The organism is Streptomyces sp. NPDC034086 (assembly GCF_055575515.1).
Genome location: NZ_JBVISM010000004.1, coordinates 279,865 through 294,290, shown reverse-complemented (window position 1 = coordinate 294,290; position 14,426 = coordinate 279,865). Strand labels below are relative to the sequence as shown.

Below are 14,426 nucleotides of genomic sequence, written 5' to 3'. Positions count from 1 at the left end.
CCGCCGCGGCCGGTCAGGCGGCCGCGGCAGCGGTCTTCGCCGCGCGGACGGCCGCCGCGAGGGCCTGCGGCTCGCGCGTGGAGAGGTACACGTACGGCGTCGGGTCCGCCGGGTCGGTGACCTCGATCCGGACCGCCGTGGGAACGTAGCCGCGCAGCAGCATGAAGGCCCGGGTGTCGGCCTTGTACGTGCGCCAGGCGCGGGCCTCCTCGCCCTCCAGCACCTCGGGCTCGCCCAGGGCCGTCACCGGGATCCGGGCGTCGCCGGCGGCGAGCGCGCCGTTCACCACGCGCACGCGCGCGGAACCGTACGCGCTCACCAGCATCCCCGCCGCCGCGCCGCCGCCGACCAGGCCCGCCAGCGACGGCAGGACGCCCAGCGGCAGCAGCATCAGCGCGCCCGCCAGACCGGTGAGCGCGGCGATGGCCCACCAGGAGCGGGGAGCGGAGAGGCGTTCGTCGTGGTGCGCGGGAGAGAGCTGCATGGGACCAAGCCTCCCACGGGGCGACCGGTGGGTAGCCGCGCGGGTAAGGTCAGCGGCTGTGAGTGGACGAAACACAGCGTTGACACCTCCGGCCGATGCCTCCGCACCGGTCCGGCACCCCGATGCCCCCGCGCCCGGGGAGCCCCTCGGCGCGCACTACGCCCACTGCTTCGGCTGCGGCGGGGGCCAGCCGCACGGGCTCCATCTGGAGGCCCGCGCGGGCGAGGGCGTGCGCGTCACCGCCGAGTTCACCGTCAAGTCCGCCCACCAGGGCGCACCCGGTCTCGCCCACGGCGGCGTGCTGGCCACCGCGCTCGACGAGACGCTGGGCTCCCTGAACTGGCTGCTGCGCGTCATCGCGGTGACCGGCCGGCTGGAGACCGACTTCGTACGGCCCGTGCCCGTGGGCACCGTGCTGTACCTGGAGGCCGAGGTCACCGCCGTCGCCGGCCGGAAGATCTACTCCACGGCCGTGGGCCGGATAGGCGGCGCGGACGGCCCCGTCGCCGTCCGCGCCGACGCGCTCTTCATCGAGGTGAAGGTCGACCACTTCATCGACAACGGTCGGCCCGAGGAGATCCGGGCGGCGATGTCCGACCCGGACCAGGTCAGGCGCACACGCGCCTTCGAGGTGAACCCCTGATGTCCCAGAACAACCGCGCACCCCGTCACGAGGTCGACGTGCTGATCCGCCGCGTCGACCCGGAGGTGCCCCTTCCCGCCTACGGACACCCCGGCGACGCCGGCTGCGACCTGGTGACCACCGTGGCCGCCGAGCTGGAGCCGGGGGAGCGGGCCGTACTGCCCACCGGCGTCTCCATCGCCCTGCCCGACGGGTACGCGGCCTTCGTGCACCCGCGCTCCGGCCTGGCAGCTCGCTGCGGGCTCGCGCTCGTGAATGCCCCGGGGACGGTGGATGCCGGGTACCGTGGGGAGATCAAGGTGATCGTGGTCAATCTCGACCCGCGCGAGAGCGTCCGGTTCGAGCGCTTCGACCGCATTGCCCAGCTGGTTGTCCAGCGGGTCGAGAAGGTGCGCTTCCACGAGGTGGCGGAACTTCCCGGCTCGGCCCGGGCCGACGGGGGGTTCGGCTCCACCGGCGGTCATGCGGCCGTGGCCGGATCCGGGGCTGGTCAGCAGCAGGGTGGGAATGGCTACGCTTCGGTCGTATCCGACCGGGAAGGACAGTGACGTGTTCGGACGTCGCAAGAAGAACGACTCCGCCAAGGACGGCGGCGCGGCCGAGCAGGTCGTGGACGGCGTGGCTGCCGACGAGGGGAACGGCGACGAGTCCGCCGCCCCGCGCCGGCTGAACCTGCCCCCCGCCCCGCGGCCCGACGGCCCGTGGGACATCTCCGAGGTGCCCGGCAACCCGGCGGACGGCCGGGTCGACCTGGGCGGCATCCTCGTACCCGGCGTCGAGGGCATGGAGCTGCGCGTCGAGGTCGCGGGTGACGCGATCGTGGCCGCCACCGTGGTCCTGAACGACAGCGCCGTGCAGCTGCAGGCCTTCGCCGCCCCCAAGAAGGAGGGCATCTGGGGCGAGGTCCGCGACGAGATCGCCTCGGGCATCACCCAGCAGGGCGGCATCATCGACGAGGTCGACGGCCCGCTGGGCTGGGAGCTGCGCGCGCAGGTCCCCGTACCGCTGCCCGACGGCCAGACCGGCGCCCAGCTGGTGCGCTTCGTCGGCGTCGACGGCCCGCGCTGGTTCCTGCGCGGCGTCATCTCCGGCCAGGGCGCGGTGCGCCCCGAGTCGGCCGGGGTGCTGGAACAGATCTTCCGGGAGACCGTCGTCGTCCGCGGCGACGGCCCGATGGCCCCGCGCGACCCGATCGTCCTGAAGCTGCCGAACGACGCCCAGATGGTGCCGGACGGCGTGCAGACGGCCGAGGACCAGGAGGGTTCGCGCTTCTCCGGCGGCATGGGCCAGCTGGAGCGCGGCCCGGAGATCACCGAGGTCCGCTGACCCGGGTCCGGACCAGGGCGTTCTCCGGCCCGCCGGTCCCGTTCCCCCAGGGGGCGGGGCCGGCGGGCCTTCGCGCGCCCGGGACCCGCGGGTCCGCGTCAGGAACGCGTCAGGGATGTCCGGCAGACGCCCTTCCGGTACGTGAGCAGCGGGAACGTCCCCGAGAATGAGCGCATGGGACGCGGCAGACTCAGGATCCACCTCGGTGCGGCGCCCGGCGTGGGCAAGACGTACGCCATGCTCGCGGAGGGCCACCGCCGGGCCGAGCGGGGCACGGACTGCGTCGTCGGCTTCGTCGAGCACCACGGGCGGCCGCGCACCGAGGCGATGCTGCACGGGCTGGAACAGGTGCCCAGGCGCGAGCTGTCCCACCGGGGAGCCGCCTTCACCGAGATGGACGTGGACGCGGTGCTCGCCCGCCGCCCCGCCGTGGCCCTGGTGGACGAACTCGCGCACACCAACGTCCCCGGCTCGCGCCACGCGAAGCGCTGGCAGGACGTGGAGGAACTGCTGCGCGCCGGGATCGACGTGGTGACCACCGTCAACATCCAGCACCTGGAATCCCTCGGCGACGTGGTGGAGACGATCACCGGGGTGCGCCAGCGCGAGACCGTGCCGGACGAGGTGGTGCGGCGCGCCGACGAGATCGAGCTGGTCGACATGTCCCCGCAGGCACTGCGCCGGCGGATGGCGCACGGCAACATCTACCAGCCGGACAAGGTCGACGCGGCCCTCTCCAACTACTTCCGGCCGGGCAACCTCACCGCGCTGCGCGAGCTGGCGCTGCTGTGGGTCGCCGACCGGACCGACGAGCACCTCCAGCGCTACCGGGGCGAGCACGGGATCCGTTCGACCTGGCAGGCCCGCGAGCGGATCGTGGTGGGACTCACCGGGGGACCCGAGGGCCGCACGCTCATCCGCCGGGCCGCACGGATCGCCGCCAAGGGCTCCGGCAGCGAGGTCCTCGCCGTCTACATCGCCCGCAGCGACGGGCTGACCTCGGCCTCGCCCAGGGAACTCACGGTGCAGCGGACCCTGGTCGAAGACCTAGGAGGAACGTTTCACCATGTGATCGGCGACAACGTCCCCGAGGCGCTCCTCGCCTTCGCCCGCGGAGTCAACGCCACCCAGATCGTGCTGGGCTCCAGCCGCCGCAAGGCCTGGCAGTACGTCCTGGGCCCCGGGGTGGGCGCGACCGTGGCCCGCGACTCGGGGCCCGACCTCGACGTGCACATCGTCACCCACGAGGAGGTGGCCCGCGGCCGCGGCCTGCCCGTGGCCCGCTCGGCGGCCCGGCTCGGACGGCCGCGGCTCGTGGCCGGCTGGGTGGCCGGCGTGATCCTCCCCGTACTGCTCTGCGCCCTCCTGACCCACATCGACGCCGATCCCGGCCTCGCCAACGACATGCTGCTCTTCCTGGCGCTCACGGTCACGGCCGCGCTGCTGGGCGGCCTGTGGCCGGCGCTGGCCTCGGCGGCCTTCGGCTCCCTGCTGCTGAACTACTTCTTCGCCCCGCCCCTGCACCGGTTCACCGTCTCCGACCCCAAGAACATCACGGCCATCGCGGTGTTCTTCGGCGTCGCCGTCTCGGTGGCCTCGGTGGTGGACCTCGCCGCCCGGCGCACGCACCAGGCCGCGCGGCTGCGGGCCGAGTCCGAGATCCTGTCCACCCTGGCCGGCAGCGTGCTGCGCGGCGAGACCGCCCTGGACGCGCTGCTGGAGCGGGTGCGCGAGACCTTCGCCATGGAGTCGGTGGCCCTGCTGGAACGGGCCGGCGAGGTGGAGCCCTGGACCCGGGCCGGCAGCGTCGGCCCGAGCCCGGCGGCCCGGCCCGAGGACGCCGACGTCGACATGCCGATCGGCGACCACATGGCCCTCGCCCTGTCCGGGCGGGTGCTGCCCGCCGAGGACCGCCGGGTGCTCGGGGCCTTCGCCGCCCAGGCGGCCGTCGTGCTGGACCGCCAGCGCCTCGTGGGGGAGGCCGAGGGCGCCCGCCGGCTGGCCGAGGGCAACCGCATCCGCACCGCGCTGCTCGCCGCCGTCAGCCACGACCTGCGTACGCCCCTGGCGTCCATCAAGGCCTCCGTCAGCTCCCTGCGCTCCGAGGACGTGGACTGGTCCGAGGAGGACCGCGCCGAGCTGCTGGCCGGCATCGAGGAGGGCGCCGACCGGCTCGACCACCTGGTGGGCAACCTGCTGGACATGTCCCGGCTCCGGACCGGCACCGTGACCCCCCTGATCCGGGAGGTCGACCTCGACGAGGTGGTCCCGATGGCGCTGGGCGGCGTACCGGAGGACAGCGTGCTGCTCGACGTCCCGGAGACCCTGCCGATGGTGGCGGTGGACCCGGGGCTGCTGGAGCGGACCGTGGCCAACGTGGTGGAGAACGCCGTCAAGTACAGCCCCCCGGGCCGGCGGGTCCTGGTCGCCGCCAGCTTCCTCGGGGACCGGGTCGAAGTCCGCGTCGTCGACCGCGGACCCGGGGTCCCCGACGAGGCCAAGGACCGCATATTCGCCCCCTTCCAGCGCCACGGGGACGCCCCGCGCGGGGCCGGCGTGGGCCTGGGGCTCGCGGTGGCCCGGGGCTTCGCCGAGGCCATGGACGGCACCCTCGCCGCCGAGGACACTCCCGGCGGCGGACTCACGATGGTGCTCACCCTGCGCGCGGCCCCCCGCGGCGGCCCGCCCGCCCCCGCCGGAACCGCTGCCGCGCACGCCGGAGCACGGCCCGACGGCGCACGGCCCGACGCGCAGGAACCGACCGGAGCCGGGGACCTCCCCGGACGACAGAAAGCAGGTCCCCGATGACCCGGGTGCTCGTGGTGGACGACGAACCGCAGATCGTCCGGGCCCTCGTGATCAACCTCAAGGCGCGCAAGTACGAGGTCGACGCGGCCGCCGACGGGGCCGGCGCCCTGGAACTCGCGGCCGCCCGCCACCCCGACGTGGTCGTCCTCGACCTCGGCCTGCCGGACATGGACGGCGTCGAGGTGATCAAGGGGCTGCGCGGCTGGACGCGGGTGCCGATCCTGGTGCTCTCCGCCCGGCACAGCTCCGACGAGAAGGTCGAGGCGCTCGACGCCGGGGCCGACGACTACGTCACCAAGCCCTTCGGCATGGACGAGCTGCTGGCCCGGCTGCGCGCCGCCGTCCGCCGGGCCGAGCCGTCCGCCGGGACGGGCGGGGACGAGGTGGTCGTCGCGACCGAGGGCTTCACGGTGGACCTCGCCGCCAAGAAGGCGGTGCGCGAGGGGCGCGACGTACGCCTCACCCCCACCGAGTGGCACCTGCTGGAAGTGCTCGTGCGCAACCGCGGGAAGCTGGTCAGCCAGAAGCAGCTCCTCCAGGAGGTCTGGGGGCCCGCCTACGGGACGGAGACCAACTACCTGCGGGTCTACATGGCCCAGCTGCGCCGCAAGCTGGAGGCGGACCCCTCCCGCCCGCGGCACTTCGTCACCGAACCGGGCATGGGGTACCGCTTCGAGCAATAGCGGGGCTTCGAGACGCGGCGGGGGCGCCGGTAGGCTTCCCGTATGAGTGCTGAACCGCGTCCCGAGAAGCCCGCGAAACCGGCCAGGCCGGCGGGCCGGTTCCGCCGGATGATAGAGCGGCTCTCCACCTCCCAGGAGGAGCTGCATTCGGCGGAACTGCAGGAGGACGCAGAAGCCGCGGGGTGCACGCGGATCTGCGACTGCCACGACCGCCAGATAGTCAAGGTGACCGGCACGCTGCGCACGGTCACCCTCCGCCCGCGCGCGGGCGTGCCCGCCCTGGAGGCCGAACTGTTCGACGGCTCGGCGGCGCTGGACGTGGTCTGGCTCGGGCGTCGCTCGATCGTGGGAATCGAGCCCGGCCGGCGCATGATCGCCTCGGGCCGGATCTCGATGAGCCACGGCCGCCGGGTGCTCTTCAACCCGAAGTACGAACTCCGACCGCTCGGACAGGAGCACTGACCGGTGACGTCACTCGACAAACCGACCACGCCGGACCCGGGCGCCGTGCCCGCGGACGACCAGAAGGCGGTCACCCAGGCCGCCCTCTTCGACGCCTTCGGCGGCATCCGCGGCACCGTGGAGACGATGCTCCCCGGCCTGCTCTTCGTGATGATCTACACGATCAACAAGGACGTGAAGATGTCCGCCATCGCGGCGGGCGTCGTCGCGGTGCTGCTGGTCGTCGTCCGGCTGCTGCGCAAGGACACCGTCAAGCACGCCTTCAGCGGGGTCTTCGGGGTGGGCGTCGGCGTGGCCTTCGCCCTCTTCACCGGCAGCGCCAAGGGCTTCTACCTGCCCGGCATGATCTACGGGGTCGGCCTGGGCCTGGCGTTCACGGTCTCGGCGCTGGTGGGCTTCCCGCTGCTGGGGGTGATGCTGGGGCCGGTCTTCAAGGAGAACCTCTCCTGGCGCACCCGCAACCCCGGGCGCAAGAAGGCGTACACCAAGGCCAGCCTGGCCTGGGGGCTCATCTTCCTGGCGAAGTACGCGATCCTCTTCCCGCTGTACTGGTGGGGCGACGAGACGCAGCTGGGCTGGGTGCTGATCGCGCTGAAGCTCCCGCCGATGGTGCTGGCCGTGTACTTCACCTGGGTCTTCCTGGCGAAGGCGCCGCCGCCGATCGACGTGATCGCCGAGTACGAGGCGGAGGAGCTGGCCGCGCGCGAGAAGCGGGGCTGAGCCGCGGAACGCGGGAGCCGCGGAACGCGGGAGGGGCGGGGCGGCCGGGCCATCCGGTCACCCCGCCCCTCTGCCGTCCGCCGGCCGGTCCTCGGGCCTACGCCGGCCGGTCCTCGGGCCTACGCCGGCCGGTCCTCGGCCGGCGGGTTCGCGCGGCCGAGGGTCCTACGCGCTCAGTGCCGGGCCTGGAGGAGGTCCTCCAGCTGCTCCTCGCGGGCCTGGGCGGCCACGAAGAGGAGCTCGTCGCCCGGCTCCAGGGTCTCCTCGCCGTGCGGGGTGAGCACGCGGTTGCCGCGGATGATGGTGACCAGCGAGGTGTCCTCGGGCCAGGTGATCTCGCTGATCTGGGTGCCCGCGACCGAGGAGTCGGCCGGCAGGGTCAGCTCCACGAGGTTCGCGTCGCCGTGGCTGAAGCGCAGCAGCCGCACCAGGTCGCCGACGCTGACGGCCTCCTCGACCAGGGCCGACATCAGACGCGGCGTGGAGACCGCGACGTCGACGCCCCAGGACTCGTTGAAGAGCCACTCGTTCTTCGGGTTGTTCACGCGGGCCACCACGCGCGGGACCCCGTACTCGGTCTTCGCGAGCAGGGACACGACCAGGTTGACCTTGTCGTCGCCCGTCGCGGCGATGACCACGTTGCAGCGCTGTAGGGCGGCCTCGTCGAGTGAGGTGATCTCGCAGGCGTCGGCGAGCAGCCACTCCGCCTGCGGCACCCGCTCCACCGAGATGGCGGTCGGCGCCTTGTCCACGAGGAGCACCTCGTGGCCGTTCTCCAGCAGCTCTCCCGCGATGGAGCGGCCCACGGCCCCGGCTCCGGCGATGGCGACCCTCATGCGTGTGCCTCCTCGGGGCCTTCGGCGAAGGCCGCCTCGACCTTGTCGATCTCGTCCGTGCGCATCATCACGTGGACGAGGTCGCCCTCCTGGAGGACCGTCTGCGAGGTCGGCAGCGTGGCCTCGCCCAGGCGGGTGAGGAACGCCACGCGGACGCCGGTCTCGTCCTGCAGCTTGCTGACCTTGTGCCCGATCCACGCCGGGGAGGTGTGCACCTCCGCGAGCTGCACGCCACCGCTCGGGTCGCGCCACAGCGGCTCCGCGCCCGAGGGGAGCAGCCGGCGCAGCATCTGGTCGGCGGTCCACCGTACGGTCGCGACGGTGGGGATGCCGAGACGCTGGTACACCTCGGCGCGCTTGGGGTCGTAGATGCGCGCGGCGACGTTCTCCACACCGAACATCTCCCGGGCCACGCGCGCCGCGATGATGTTGGAATTGTCACCACTGCTGACGGCGGCGAAGGCGCCCGCCTCCTCGATCCCGGCCTCGCGGAGCGTGTCCTGGTCGAAGCCGACACCGGTGACGCGGCGGCCGCCGAAGGAGGCCCCGAGCCGGCGGAATGCGGTGGGGTCCTGGTCGACCACGGCGACCGTATGCCCCTGCTGTTCCAGGGTCTGCGCGAGGGCGGAGCCCACTCTTCCGCAGCCCATAATGACGATGTGCACGGCCGTCCTTCCGGCTGACAGCGGCTCGCTGGTTTCCAGCCTCATTGCATGCTCTGGCTAATCAGGGTCTCAGACCATGGCCCAAGCTACACACGGGCGGTCACCAGTGTGCCCCTTTGGGGTCCGACAGGTGCTTCATTGGCGGCGCATTGGTGCGGATCGGGGGCAGGGGGTTCGTCAGCCACATTTCGAACGCTTACGATCCTCTGCGTGTCCAAACTGACCGACGTGCCCAAACGGATCCTGATCGGCCGGGCGCTGCGCAGCGACCGCCTCGGGGAGACGCTCCTCCCCAAGCGGATCGCCCTCCCCGTGTTCGCATCCGACCCCCTCTCCTCGGTGGCATATGCCCCGGGCGAGGTACTGCTGGTCTTGTCCATCGCGGGTGTGTCGGCGTACCACTTCAGCCCGTGGATCGCGGTCGCGGTCGTCGTGCTGATGTTCACGGTGGTCGCTTCCTACCGGCAGAACGTCCACGCCTACCCCAGCGGCGGCGGCGACTACGAGGTGGCCAACACCAACCTCGGACCTGCGGCGGGCCTCACCGTGGCGAGCGCCCTGCTCGTCGACTACGTCCTCACCGTCGCCGTATCCATTTCCTCCGGTGTGGAGAATCTCGGCTCCGCCGTCGATTTCGTCATCGAGCACAAGGTGCTCTCCGCGATCGTCATGATTCTGCTGCTCACGCTGATGAATCTGCGCGGCGTGAAGGAATCCGGGAAGCTCTTCGCCATCCCGACGTACGTGTTCGTCGGCGCCGTGTTCGTGATGATCGCCTGGGGTGCCTGGCGCGGCCTCGTGCAGGGCGACACGATGCAGGCCCCGACCGCCGGACTCGAGATCAAGGCCGAGCACCAGGGGCTCGCCGGCTTCGCGCTGGTCTTCCTGCTGCTGAGGGCCTTCTCCTCGGGCTGTGCCGCGCTGACCGGTGTCGAGGCGATCAGCAACGGCGTACCCGCCTTCCGCAAGCCCAAGAGCAAGAACGCCGCCTCCACGCTCGCCCTCATGGGCGCCCTCGCCGTCACCATGTTCTGCGGGATCATCGGCCTGGCTATGGCCACCGACGTGAAGATGGCCGAGGCCCCCGCGACGAACCTGCTGGAGAACGGCGTACCGGTCGGCGACGGATTCGTCCAGCACCCGGTGATCTCCCAGGTCGCCGAAGCCGTCTTCGGCAGCGGCAGCTTCCTCTTCATCCTGCTCGCCGCGGCCACCGCGCTGGTCCTGTTCCTGGCCGCGAACACCGCCTACAACGGCTTCCCGCTGCTCGGCTCGATCCTCGCCCAGGACCGCTACCTGCCGCGCCAGCTGCACACCCGCGGCGACCGGCTCGCCTTCTCCAACGGCATCGTGCTGCTCGCCGGCGCCGCCATACTGCTGGTGTGGATCTATGACGCCGACTCCACCAAGCTGATCCAGCTCTACATCGTCGGCGTGTTCGTCTCCTTCACGCTGAGCCAGATCGGCATGGTCCGGCACTGGAACCGCCACCTGAGGAGCGAGCGCGACCAGGCCGCCCGCCGCCGGATGATCCGCTCGCGGGCGATCAACACCTTCGGCGCCTTCTTCACCGGCATGGTGCTGGTCGTCGTCCTCGCCACCAAGTTCACCCACGGGGCCTGGGTCGCCCTGCTGGGCATGCTGATCTTCTACGGCACCATGACCGCGATCCGGAAGCACTACGACCGGGTCGCCGCCGAGATCGCCGCCGACGACGGCCCCAGCGACGACAGCGTGCGGCCCTCCAGGGTCCACTCGATCGTCCTGGTCTCCAAGGTCCACAAGCCCACCCTGCGCGCGCTGGCCTTCGCCAAGCTGACCCGCTCGGACACCCTGGAGGCGCTCAGCATCAGCGTCGACCCGACCGAGACCAAGGCCCTGCGGACCGAGTGGGAACGGCGCGGGATCAACGTCCCGCTGAAGATCCTCGACTCCCCCTACCGCGAGATCACCCGGCCGGTGGTCGAGTACGTCAAGGGGCTGCGCAGCGAGAACCCGCGCGACGCGGTCAGCGTCTACATCCCCGAGTACGTCGTCGGGCGCTGGTACGAGCACCTGCTGCACAACCAGAGCGCCCTGCGCCTCAAGGGCCGGCTGCTGTTCACGCCCGGCGTGATGGTCACCTCGGTGCCCTACCAGCTGGAGTCCTCGGAGCTCGCCAAGCGGCGGGCGAAGAAGCGCCAGGAGTGGAACGCCCCGGGCGCGGTGCGCCGGGGTCCCGTCGACACCCCGAGGCAGCGTCCGAAGGAATCGGCGAAGTAGCGCCGGCGGGGGGCGCCGGCGGGGGTGCGGCGTCCGAGCGGCGGCGTCCGAGCGGGCACGAAGCCGGTGGCGAACGGCCGGAGGAGATCCACGTAAACTGGTGGGTCGGTCCTCCGGCCGTTTCTTTTCTTCGATCCACTTCCTTGGAGCCTCCTCACCATGACCGAGCAGAACGAGAAGCAGTCACTGGTCGGGGAGGAGTACGAGGTCGAGGTCGGCCCCGTCGCGCACGGCGGCCACTGCATCGCCCGTACGGCGGACGGCCGCGTCCTGTTCGTCCGCCACACCCTGCCCGGCGAGAAGGTCGTCGCCCGCGTGACGGAGGGCGAGGCGGACTCCCGCTTCCTGCGCGCCGACGCGGTCACGGTCCTGACCGCCTCCAAGGACCGGGTCGAGGCCCCCTGCCCCTACGCCGGCCCCGGCAAGTGCGGCGGCTGCGACTGGCAGCACGCCAAGCCGGGCGCCCAGCGCCGCCTCAAGGGCGAGGTCGTCGCCGAGCAGCTGAAGCGGCTCGCCGGGCTCACCCCCGAGGAGGCCGGCTGGGACGGCACCGTCATGCCCGCCGAGGGCGACAAGCTGCCGGCCGGCCAGGTGCCGCAGTGGCGCACCCGCGTCCAGTACGCGATCGACGAGACCGGCCGGGCCGGCCTGCGCAAGCACCGCTCGCACGACATCGAGCCGGTCGACCACTGCATGATCGCCGCCCCGGGCGTCTCGGAACTCGGCATCGAGAAGCAGGACTGGCCCCAGATGGCCACCGTCGAGGCCATCGCCGCCTCCGGCTCGAACGACCGCCAGGTCGTCCTCACCCCCCGCCCCGGCGGCCGCCTCCCGCTCGTCGAGCTGGACAAGCCGGTCTCCGTCCTGCGGGTGGAGGAGAAGGACGGCGGGGTGCACCGCGTCCACGGCCGCCCCTTCGTCCGCGAACGCGCGGACGGCCGCACGTACCGCGTCGGCATGGGCGGCTTCTGGCAGGTCCACCCCCAGGCCGCCGACACCCTGATCAAGGCCGTCATGCAGGGCCTGATGCCGCGCAAGGGCGAGATGGCCCTCGACCTCTACTGCGGCGTCGGCATCTTCGCGGGCGCGCTGGCGGAGCGCCTCGGCGAGACCGGGGCCGTCCTCGGCATCGAGTCGGGCAAGCGCGCGGTGGAGGACGCCCGCCACAACCTGGCGGACTTCCCCCGGGTCCGCATCGAACAGGGCAAGGTCGACACGGCCCTCCCCAAGACCGGCATCACCGAATGCGACCTGGTCGTCCTGGACCCGCCCCGCGCGGGCGCGGGCAAGCAGACGGTCCGCCACATCGCGAGCCTCTCGGCCCGCCGCATCGCCTACGTGGCCTGCGACCCGGCAGCCCTGGCCCGCGACCTGGGCTACTTCCGCGAAGCGGGCTACAAGGTCCGCACGCTGCGCGTCTTCGACCTCTTCCCGATGACCCATCATGTCGAGTGCGTCGCGATCCTGGAGCCTGCCGAAAAGGGCTCCTGACCTGCGGTTTCTCCCGTGCGCATTATGTGCGGTGTGGGCGTTAAGGGCGATATCTTGACGCTGAAATGACGCTCGTTCTGACGGGACGTCACGTGGCTGATCGTGCAGGTCACGCCGGCTGGGAGGCGCGCTCCCGTGGGCTGGTTTCACGGGAGCTTGAAGAAGATTCCGCCGGGTTACGGGGCCCGCCGCTGGTTGCGGTGGCAGGCGCGCTGCTGCCGTACTTCGGCGGGCCGGACGTGTGGCGGATCGGGCGTCAGTAGGTGGGGCCGTAGGGGCTCCAGTGCCCGAGGAAGGGCTTCAGGTCGTCGGTGCGCGGCTCGGGAATGTCGGGCAGCCGGGGCGGTGTGTTCAGTGGGTCGAGGCGCTCGACGCGGGCTGCTGCCCAGTCGATCCAGGCTTCGGCTTCGGTCCGGGTCTGGCCTGGGGGCATGGCCTCGACGCGGGTGCGTGCAGCGTTCACGTACTCCGTCAGTCGGGTGGCGTGGCGCCATGTCGCTTCCTGCGCCTCGAAGTGCCTGACGCGGTACGCCTCGGCGTTCTTCGACCCGTACTTGCCCCGGTCGACAGGATTCGGACCTGTCAGGTCCCCCTTTTCATTGCCCGCATGTTGACGAATCGATCGCGCAGCGCGACCAGTCCAGCTCGCCCCGGGAGCCGAGCTCGTCGAGGACCAGGCGGTGCAGCTTGGCCCAGACCCCAGCCTTCGACCACTCGGCGAACCGGCGGTGGGCCGAGGCCCCGGACGGTCCGAATGACGCGGCGGGCAGCTGCTGCCACGTGCACCCGGAGGTCGCCACGAACACGATCGCAGCCAGCACCTCACGGTCACCATGCCGACGCCGGCCACCACCCTGCGGCCGCGAAGGAGCCTCCGGAAGCACCCGCTGGAACAGCTCCCACAACTCATCCGGCACCAGCCGTTCAACGATCCCTGCCATGCTCCATAGGCTGCCGAGCCAATTGAGATGGCCTCTTAGACCGTGTCCTATGTGGTGAGGCGTCGTTGACCTCGACATGGGGCGGGAGTTGGATCGTGCCGGACGGGCTGTGGGAGATCGCGGAGCCGCTGATCCCACCGTCGAGGGTCCGGCCACAGGGCGGCGGAACGCAGGACACGCCCGATGAGACCCTGTTCGCGGCCATCATCTACGTCCTGGTCAGCGGATGCGCCTGGCGGTCGCTGCCGCCGTGTTTCGGGATATCGAAGTCGACGGCCCACCGCCGGTTCCTGATCTGGTCGAGAGCCGGTGTCTGGGGCCGGCTGCACGAGGAGATCCTGCACCGCCTCGACGACGCCGGCCTCCTCGACCTCTCCCGCGCGGTGCTCGACTCCGCCCACGTTCGAGCCAAAAAGGGGGCGAACACACAGGTCCGAGCCCCGTGGACCGAGGCAAGCCGGGTTTTAAGATGCACATCCTGTCGGATGCGAACGGACTGCCCCTCCTCGTCGGCGTCTCCGCGGCCAACGTCCACGACAGCGAAGCTCTCAAGCCCATGATCATGGGTCACCAAACGAGACACGACCCCCACCGCGGCCGTCATTTCAAACCTCAACGGCTGCACGCCGACAAGGCCTACGACATCCCTCACCTGCGGAGATGGCTCCGCGGCAAGCGCATCGGCGTCCGCATCGCCCGCAAGGGCATCGAGTCCAGCGAACGCCTGGGACGCCGCAGATGGGTGATCGAGCGGACCATGTCCTGGCTGACTGGCTACCGCCGGCTCAACCGGCGCTACGAGCGCCAATCCGGTAACTACCTGGCCTTTCTCGGGCTGGCAGCCGCCATCTGCTGCTACAAGCGACTCGTCCGCCTCACCACATAGGACACGGTCTTAGGGCAGAGGGGCGGGGTGGCGGGCAGGGCGGTGAGGTGGCCAGCGGCCAGTCCGTCCTCGGCGCCGGGCCAGTGGCGGGTGAGGGCGCCGGGTCCGGTGTGGCGGGTGACCGAGCGCAGGACCGCGGCGCCCGCGATGGCGTCGTCGGCGTAGCCGAGCACGCCCACGCCTTCGGTGACGACCGACGTGCCCCCACTCGTTCGTTGC

At 71.7% G+C, this 14,426-nt stretch carries 15 protein-coding genes and 1 pseudogene; 10 read left to right on the top strand and 6 right to left on the bottom strand.

Annotated features, from left to right (window positions below):
- Positions 1-13 precede the first annotated feature (13 nt).
- Entirely contained in the window at positions 14-484 is a 471-nt protein-coding gene (locus ACZ514_RS14055) for a DUF3093 domain-containing protein (protein WP_468170872.1), read from the bottom strand.
- Between the two features lie 58 nt (positions 485-542).
- On the opposite strand from ACZ514_RS14055, the gene ACZ514_RS14050 reads away from it, so the two are divergent.
- The 7 genes from ACZ514_RS14050 (at position 543) to ACZ514_RS14020 (ending at position 7,126) form a co-directional block, all read left to right on the top strand.
- Positions 543-1,127 carry a PaaI family thioesterase gene (locus ACZ514_RS14050; RefSeq protein ID WP_469124799.1) on the top strand — a complete coding sequence of 195 codons (585 nt, stop codon included), beginning with the start codon at positions 543-545 and terminating at the stop codon, positions 1,125-1,127.
- Entirely contained in the window at positions 1,127-1,675 is a 549-nt protein-coding gene (gene dut, locus ACZ514_RS14045; protein ID WP_388938358.1) for a dUTP diphosphatase, read from the top strand. Before ACZ514_RS14050 ends, dut begins: the two co-directional genes overlap by 1 nt.
- A 1-nt stretch (position 1,676) precedes the next feature.
- The gene (locus tag ACZ514_RS14040; protein WP_468170878.1) at positions 1,677-2,453 is read left to right on the top strand and encodes a DUF3710 domain-containing protein; all 777 of its coding nucleotides are present in this window, start codon (positions 1,677-1,679) and stop codon (positions 2,451-2,453) included.
- Positions 2,454-2,627: 174 nt separating this feature from the next.
- A complete protein-coding gene (locus ACZ514_RS14035) occupies positions 2,628-5,261 on the top strand; it encodes a DUF4118 domain-containing protein (RefSeq protein ID WP_469124798.1) in 2,634 nt (877 codons plus the stop codon).
- Entirely contained in the window at positions 5,258-5,944 is a 687-nt protein-coding gene (locus tag ACZ514_RS14030; RefSeq protein ID WP_468170884.1) for a response regulator, read from the top strand. The genes ACZ514_RS14035 and ACZ514_RS14030 overlap by 4 nt, the downstream gene beginning before the upstream one ends.
- Before the next feature lie 42 nt (positions 5,945-5,986).
- Positions 5,987-6,406: an OB-fold nucleic acid binding domain-containing protein gene (locus ACZ514_RS14025; RefSeq protein ID WP_125816976.1), complete on the top strand. Its 420-nt coding sequence runs from the start codon at positions 5,987-5,989 to the stop codon at positions 6,404-6,406.
- 3 nt (positions 6,407-6,409) lie between these two features.
- Positions 6,410-7,126, top strand: coding sequence for a DUF3159 domain-containing protein (locus ACZ514_RS14020; protein ID WP_468697014.1), 717 nt, complete (start codon positions 6,410-6,412; stop codon positions 7,124-7,126).
- Positions 7,127-7,299: 173 nt separating this feature from the next.
- On the opposite strand, the gene ACZ514_RS14015 is transcribed toward ACZ514_RS14020, so the two are convergent.
- Positions 7,300-7,962 carry a potassium channel family protein gene (locus ACZ514_RS14015; RefSeq protein ID WP_030859497.1) on the bottom strand — a complete coding sequence of 221 codons (663 nt, stop codon included), beginning with the start codon at positions 7,960-7,962 and terminating at the stop codon, positions 7,300-7,302.
- Positions 7,959-8,627, bottom strand: a complete 669-nt coding sequence (locus tag ACZ514_RS14010) for a potassium channel family protein (RefSeq protein WP_468170890.1) — start codon at positions 8,625-8,627, stop codon at positions 7,959-7,961. Before ACZ514_RS14010 ends, ACZ514_RS14015 begins: the two co-directional genes overlap by 4 nt.
- A 210-nt stretch (positions 8,628-8,837) precedes the next feature.
- Here ACZ514_RS14010 and ACZ514_RS14005 point away from each other — a divergent pair, with 210 nt between their 5' ends.
- Both ACZ514_RS14005 and ACZ514_RS14000 read left to right on the top strand, forming a co-directional pair.
- A complete protein-coding gene (locus ACZ514_RS14005) occupies positions 8,838-10,889 on the top strand; it encodes an APC family permease (RefSeq protein WP_468170893.1) in 2,052 nt (683 codons plus the stop codon).
- Between the two features lie 159 nt (positions 10,890-11,048).
- Complete coding sequence (locus ACZ514_RS14000; protein ID WP_469124797.1) at positions 11,049-12,380, top strand: class I SAM-dependent RNA methyltransferase; 1,332 nt, start codon at positions 11,049-11,051, stop codon at positions 12,378-12,380.
- A 256-nt stretch (positions 12,381-12,636) separates the two neighbouring features.
- On the opposite strand, the gene ACZ514_RS13995 is transcribed toward ACZ514_RS14000, so the two are convergent.
- Together ACZ514_RS13995 and ACZ514_RS13990 are read right to left on the bottom strand one after the other, a co-directional pair.
- On the bottom strand, positions 12,637-12,843 hold the full coding sequence (locus ACZ514_RS13995; protein ID WP_468697432.1) for a hypothetical protein: 207 nt from the start codon (positions 12,841-12,843) through the stop codon (positions 12,637-12,639).
- Between the two features lie 78 nt (positions 12,844-12,921).
- A pseudogene (locus ACZ514_RS13990) lies at positions 12,922-13,321 on the bottom strand (transposase); the annotation flags it as partial.
- 65 nt (positions 13,322-13,386) lie between these two features.
- Between ACZ514_RS13990 and ACZ514_RS13985 the strand changes: the two are divergent.
- Positions 13,387-14,207 (top strand): IS5 family transposase gene (locus tag ACZ514_RS13985; RefSeq protein ID WP_469124796.1). Its coding sequence is split into 2 segments (ribosomal slippage): positions 13,387-13,732 and positions 13,732-14,207, totalling 822 coding nucleotides; the frame shifts between segments, so codons are not numbered across the junction.
- On the opposite strand, the gene ACZ514_RS13980 is transcribed toward ACZ514_RS13985, so the two are convergent.
- Positions 14,177-14,380: a YkvA family protein gene (locus ACZ514_RS13980; RefSeq protein ID WP_469124795.1), complete on the bottom strand. Its 204-nt coding sequence runs from the start codon at positions 14,378-14,380 to the stop codon at positions 14,177-14,179. The two genes, ACZ514_RS13985 and ACZ514_RS13980, sit on opposite strands and share 31 nt — an antisense overlap.
- Between the last annotated feature and the right edge of the window lie 46 nt (positions 14,381-14,426).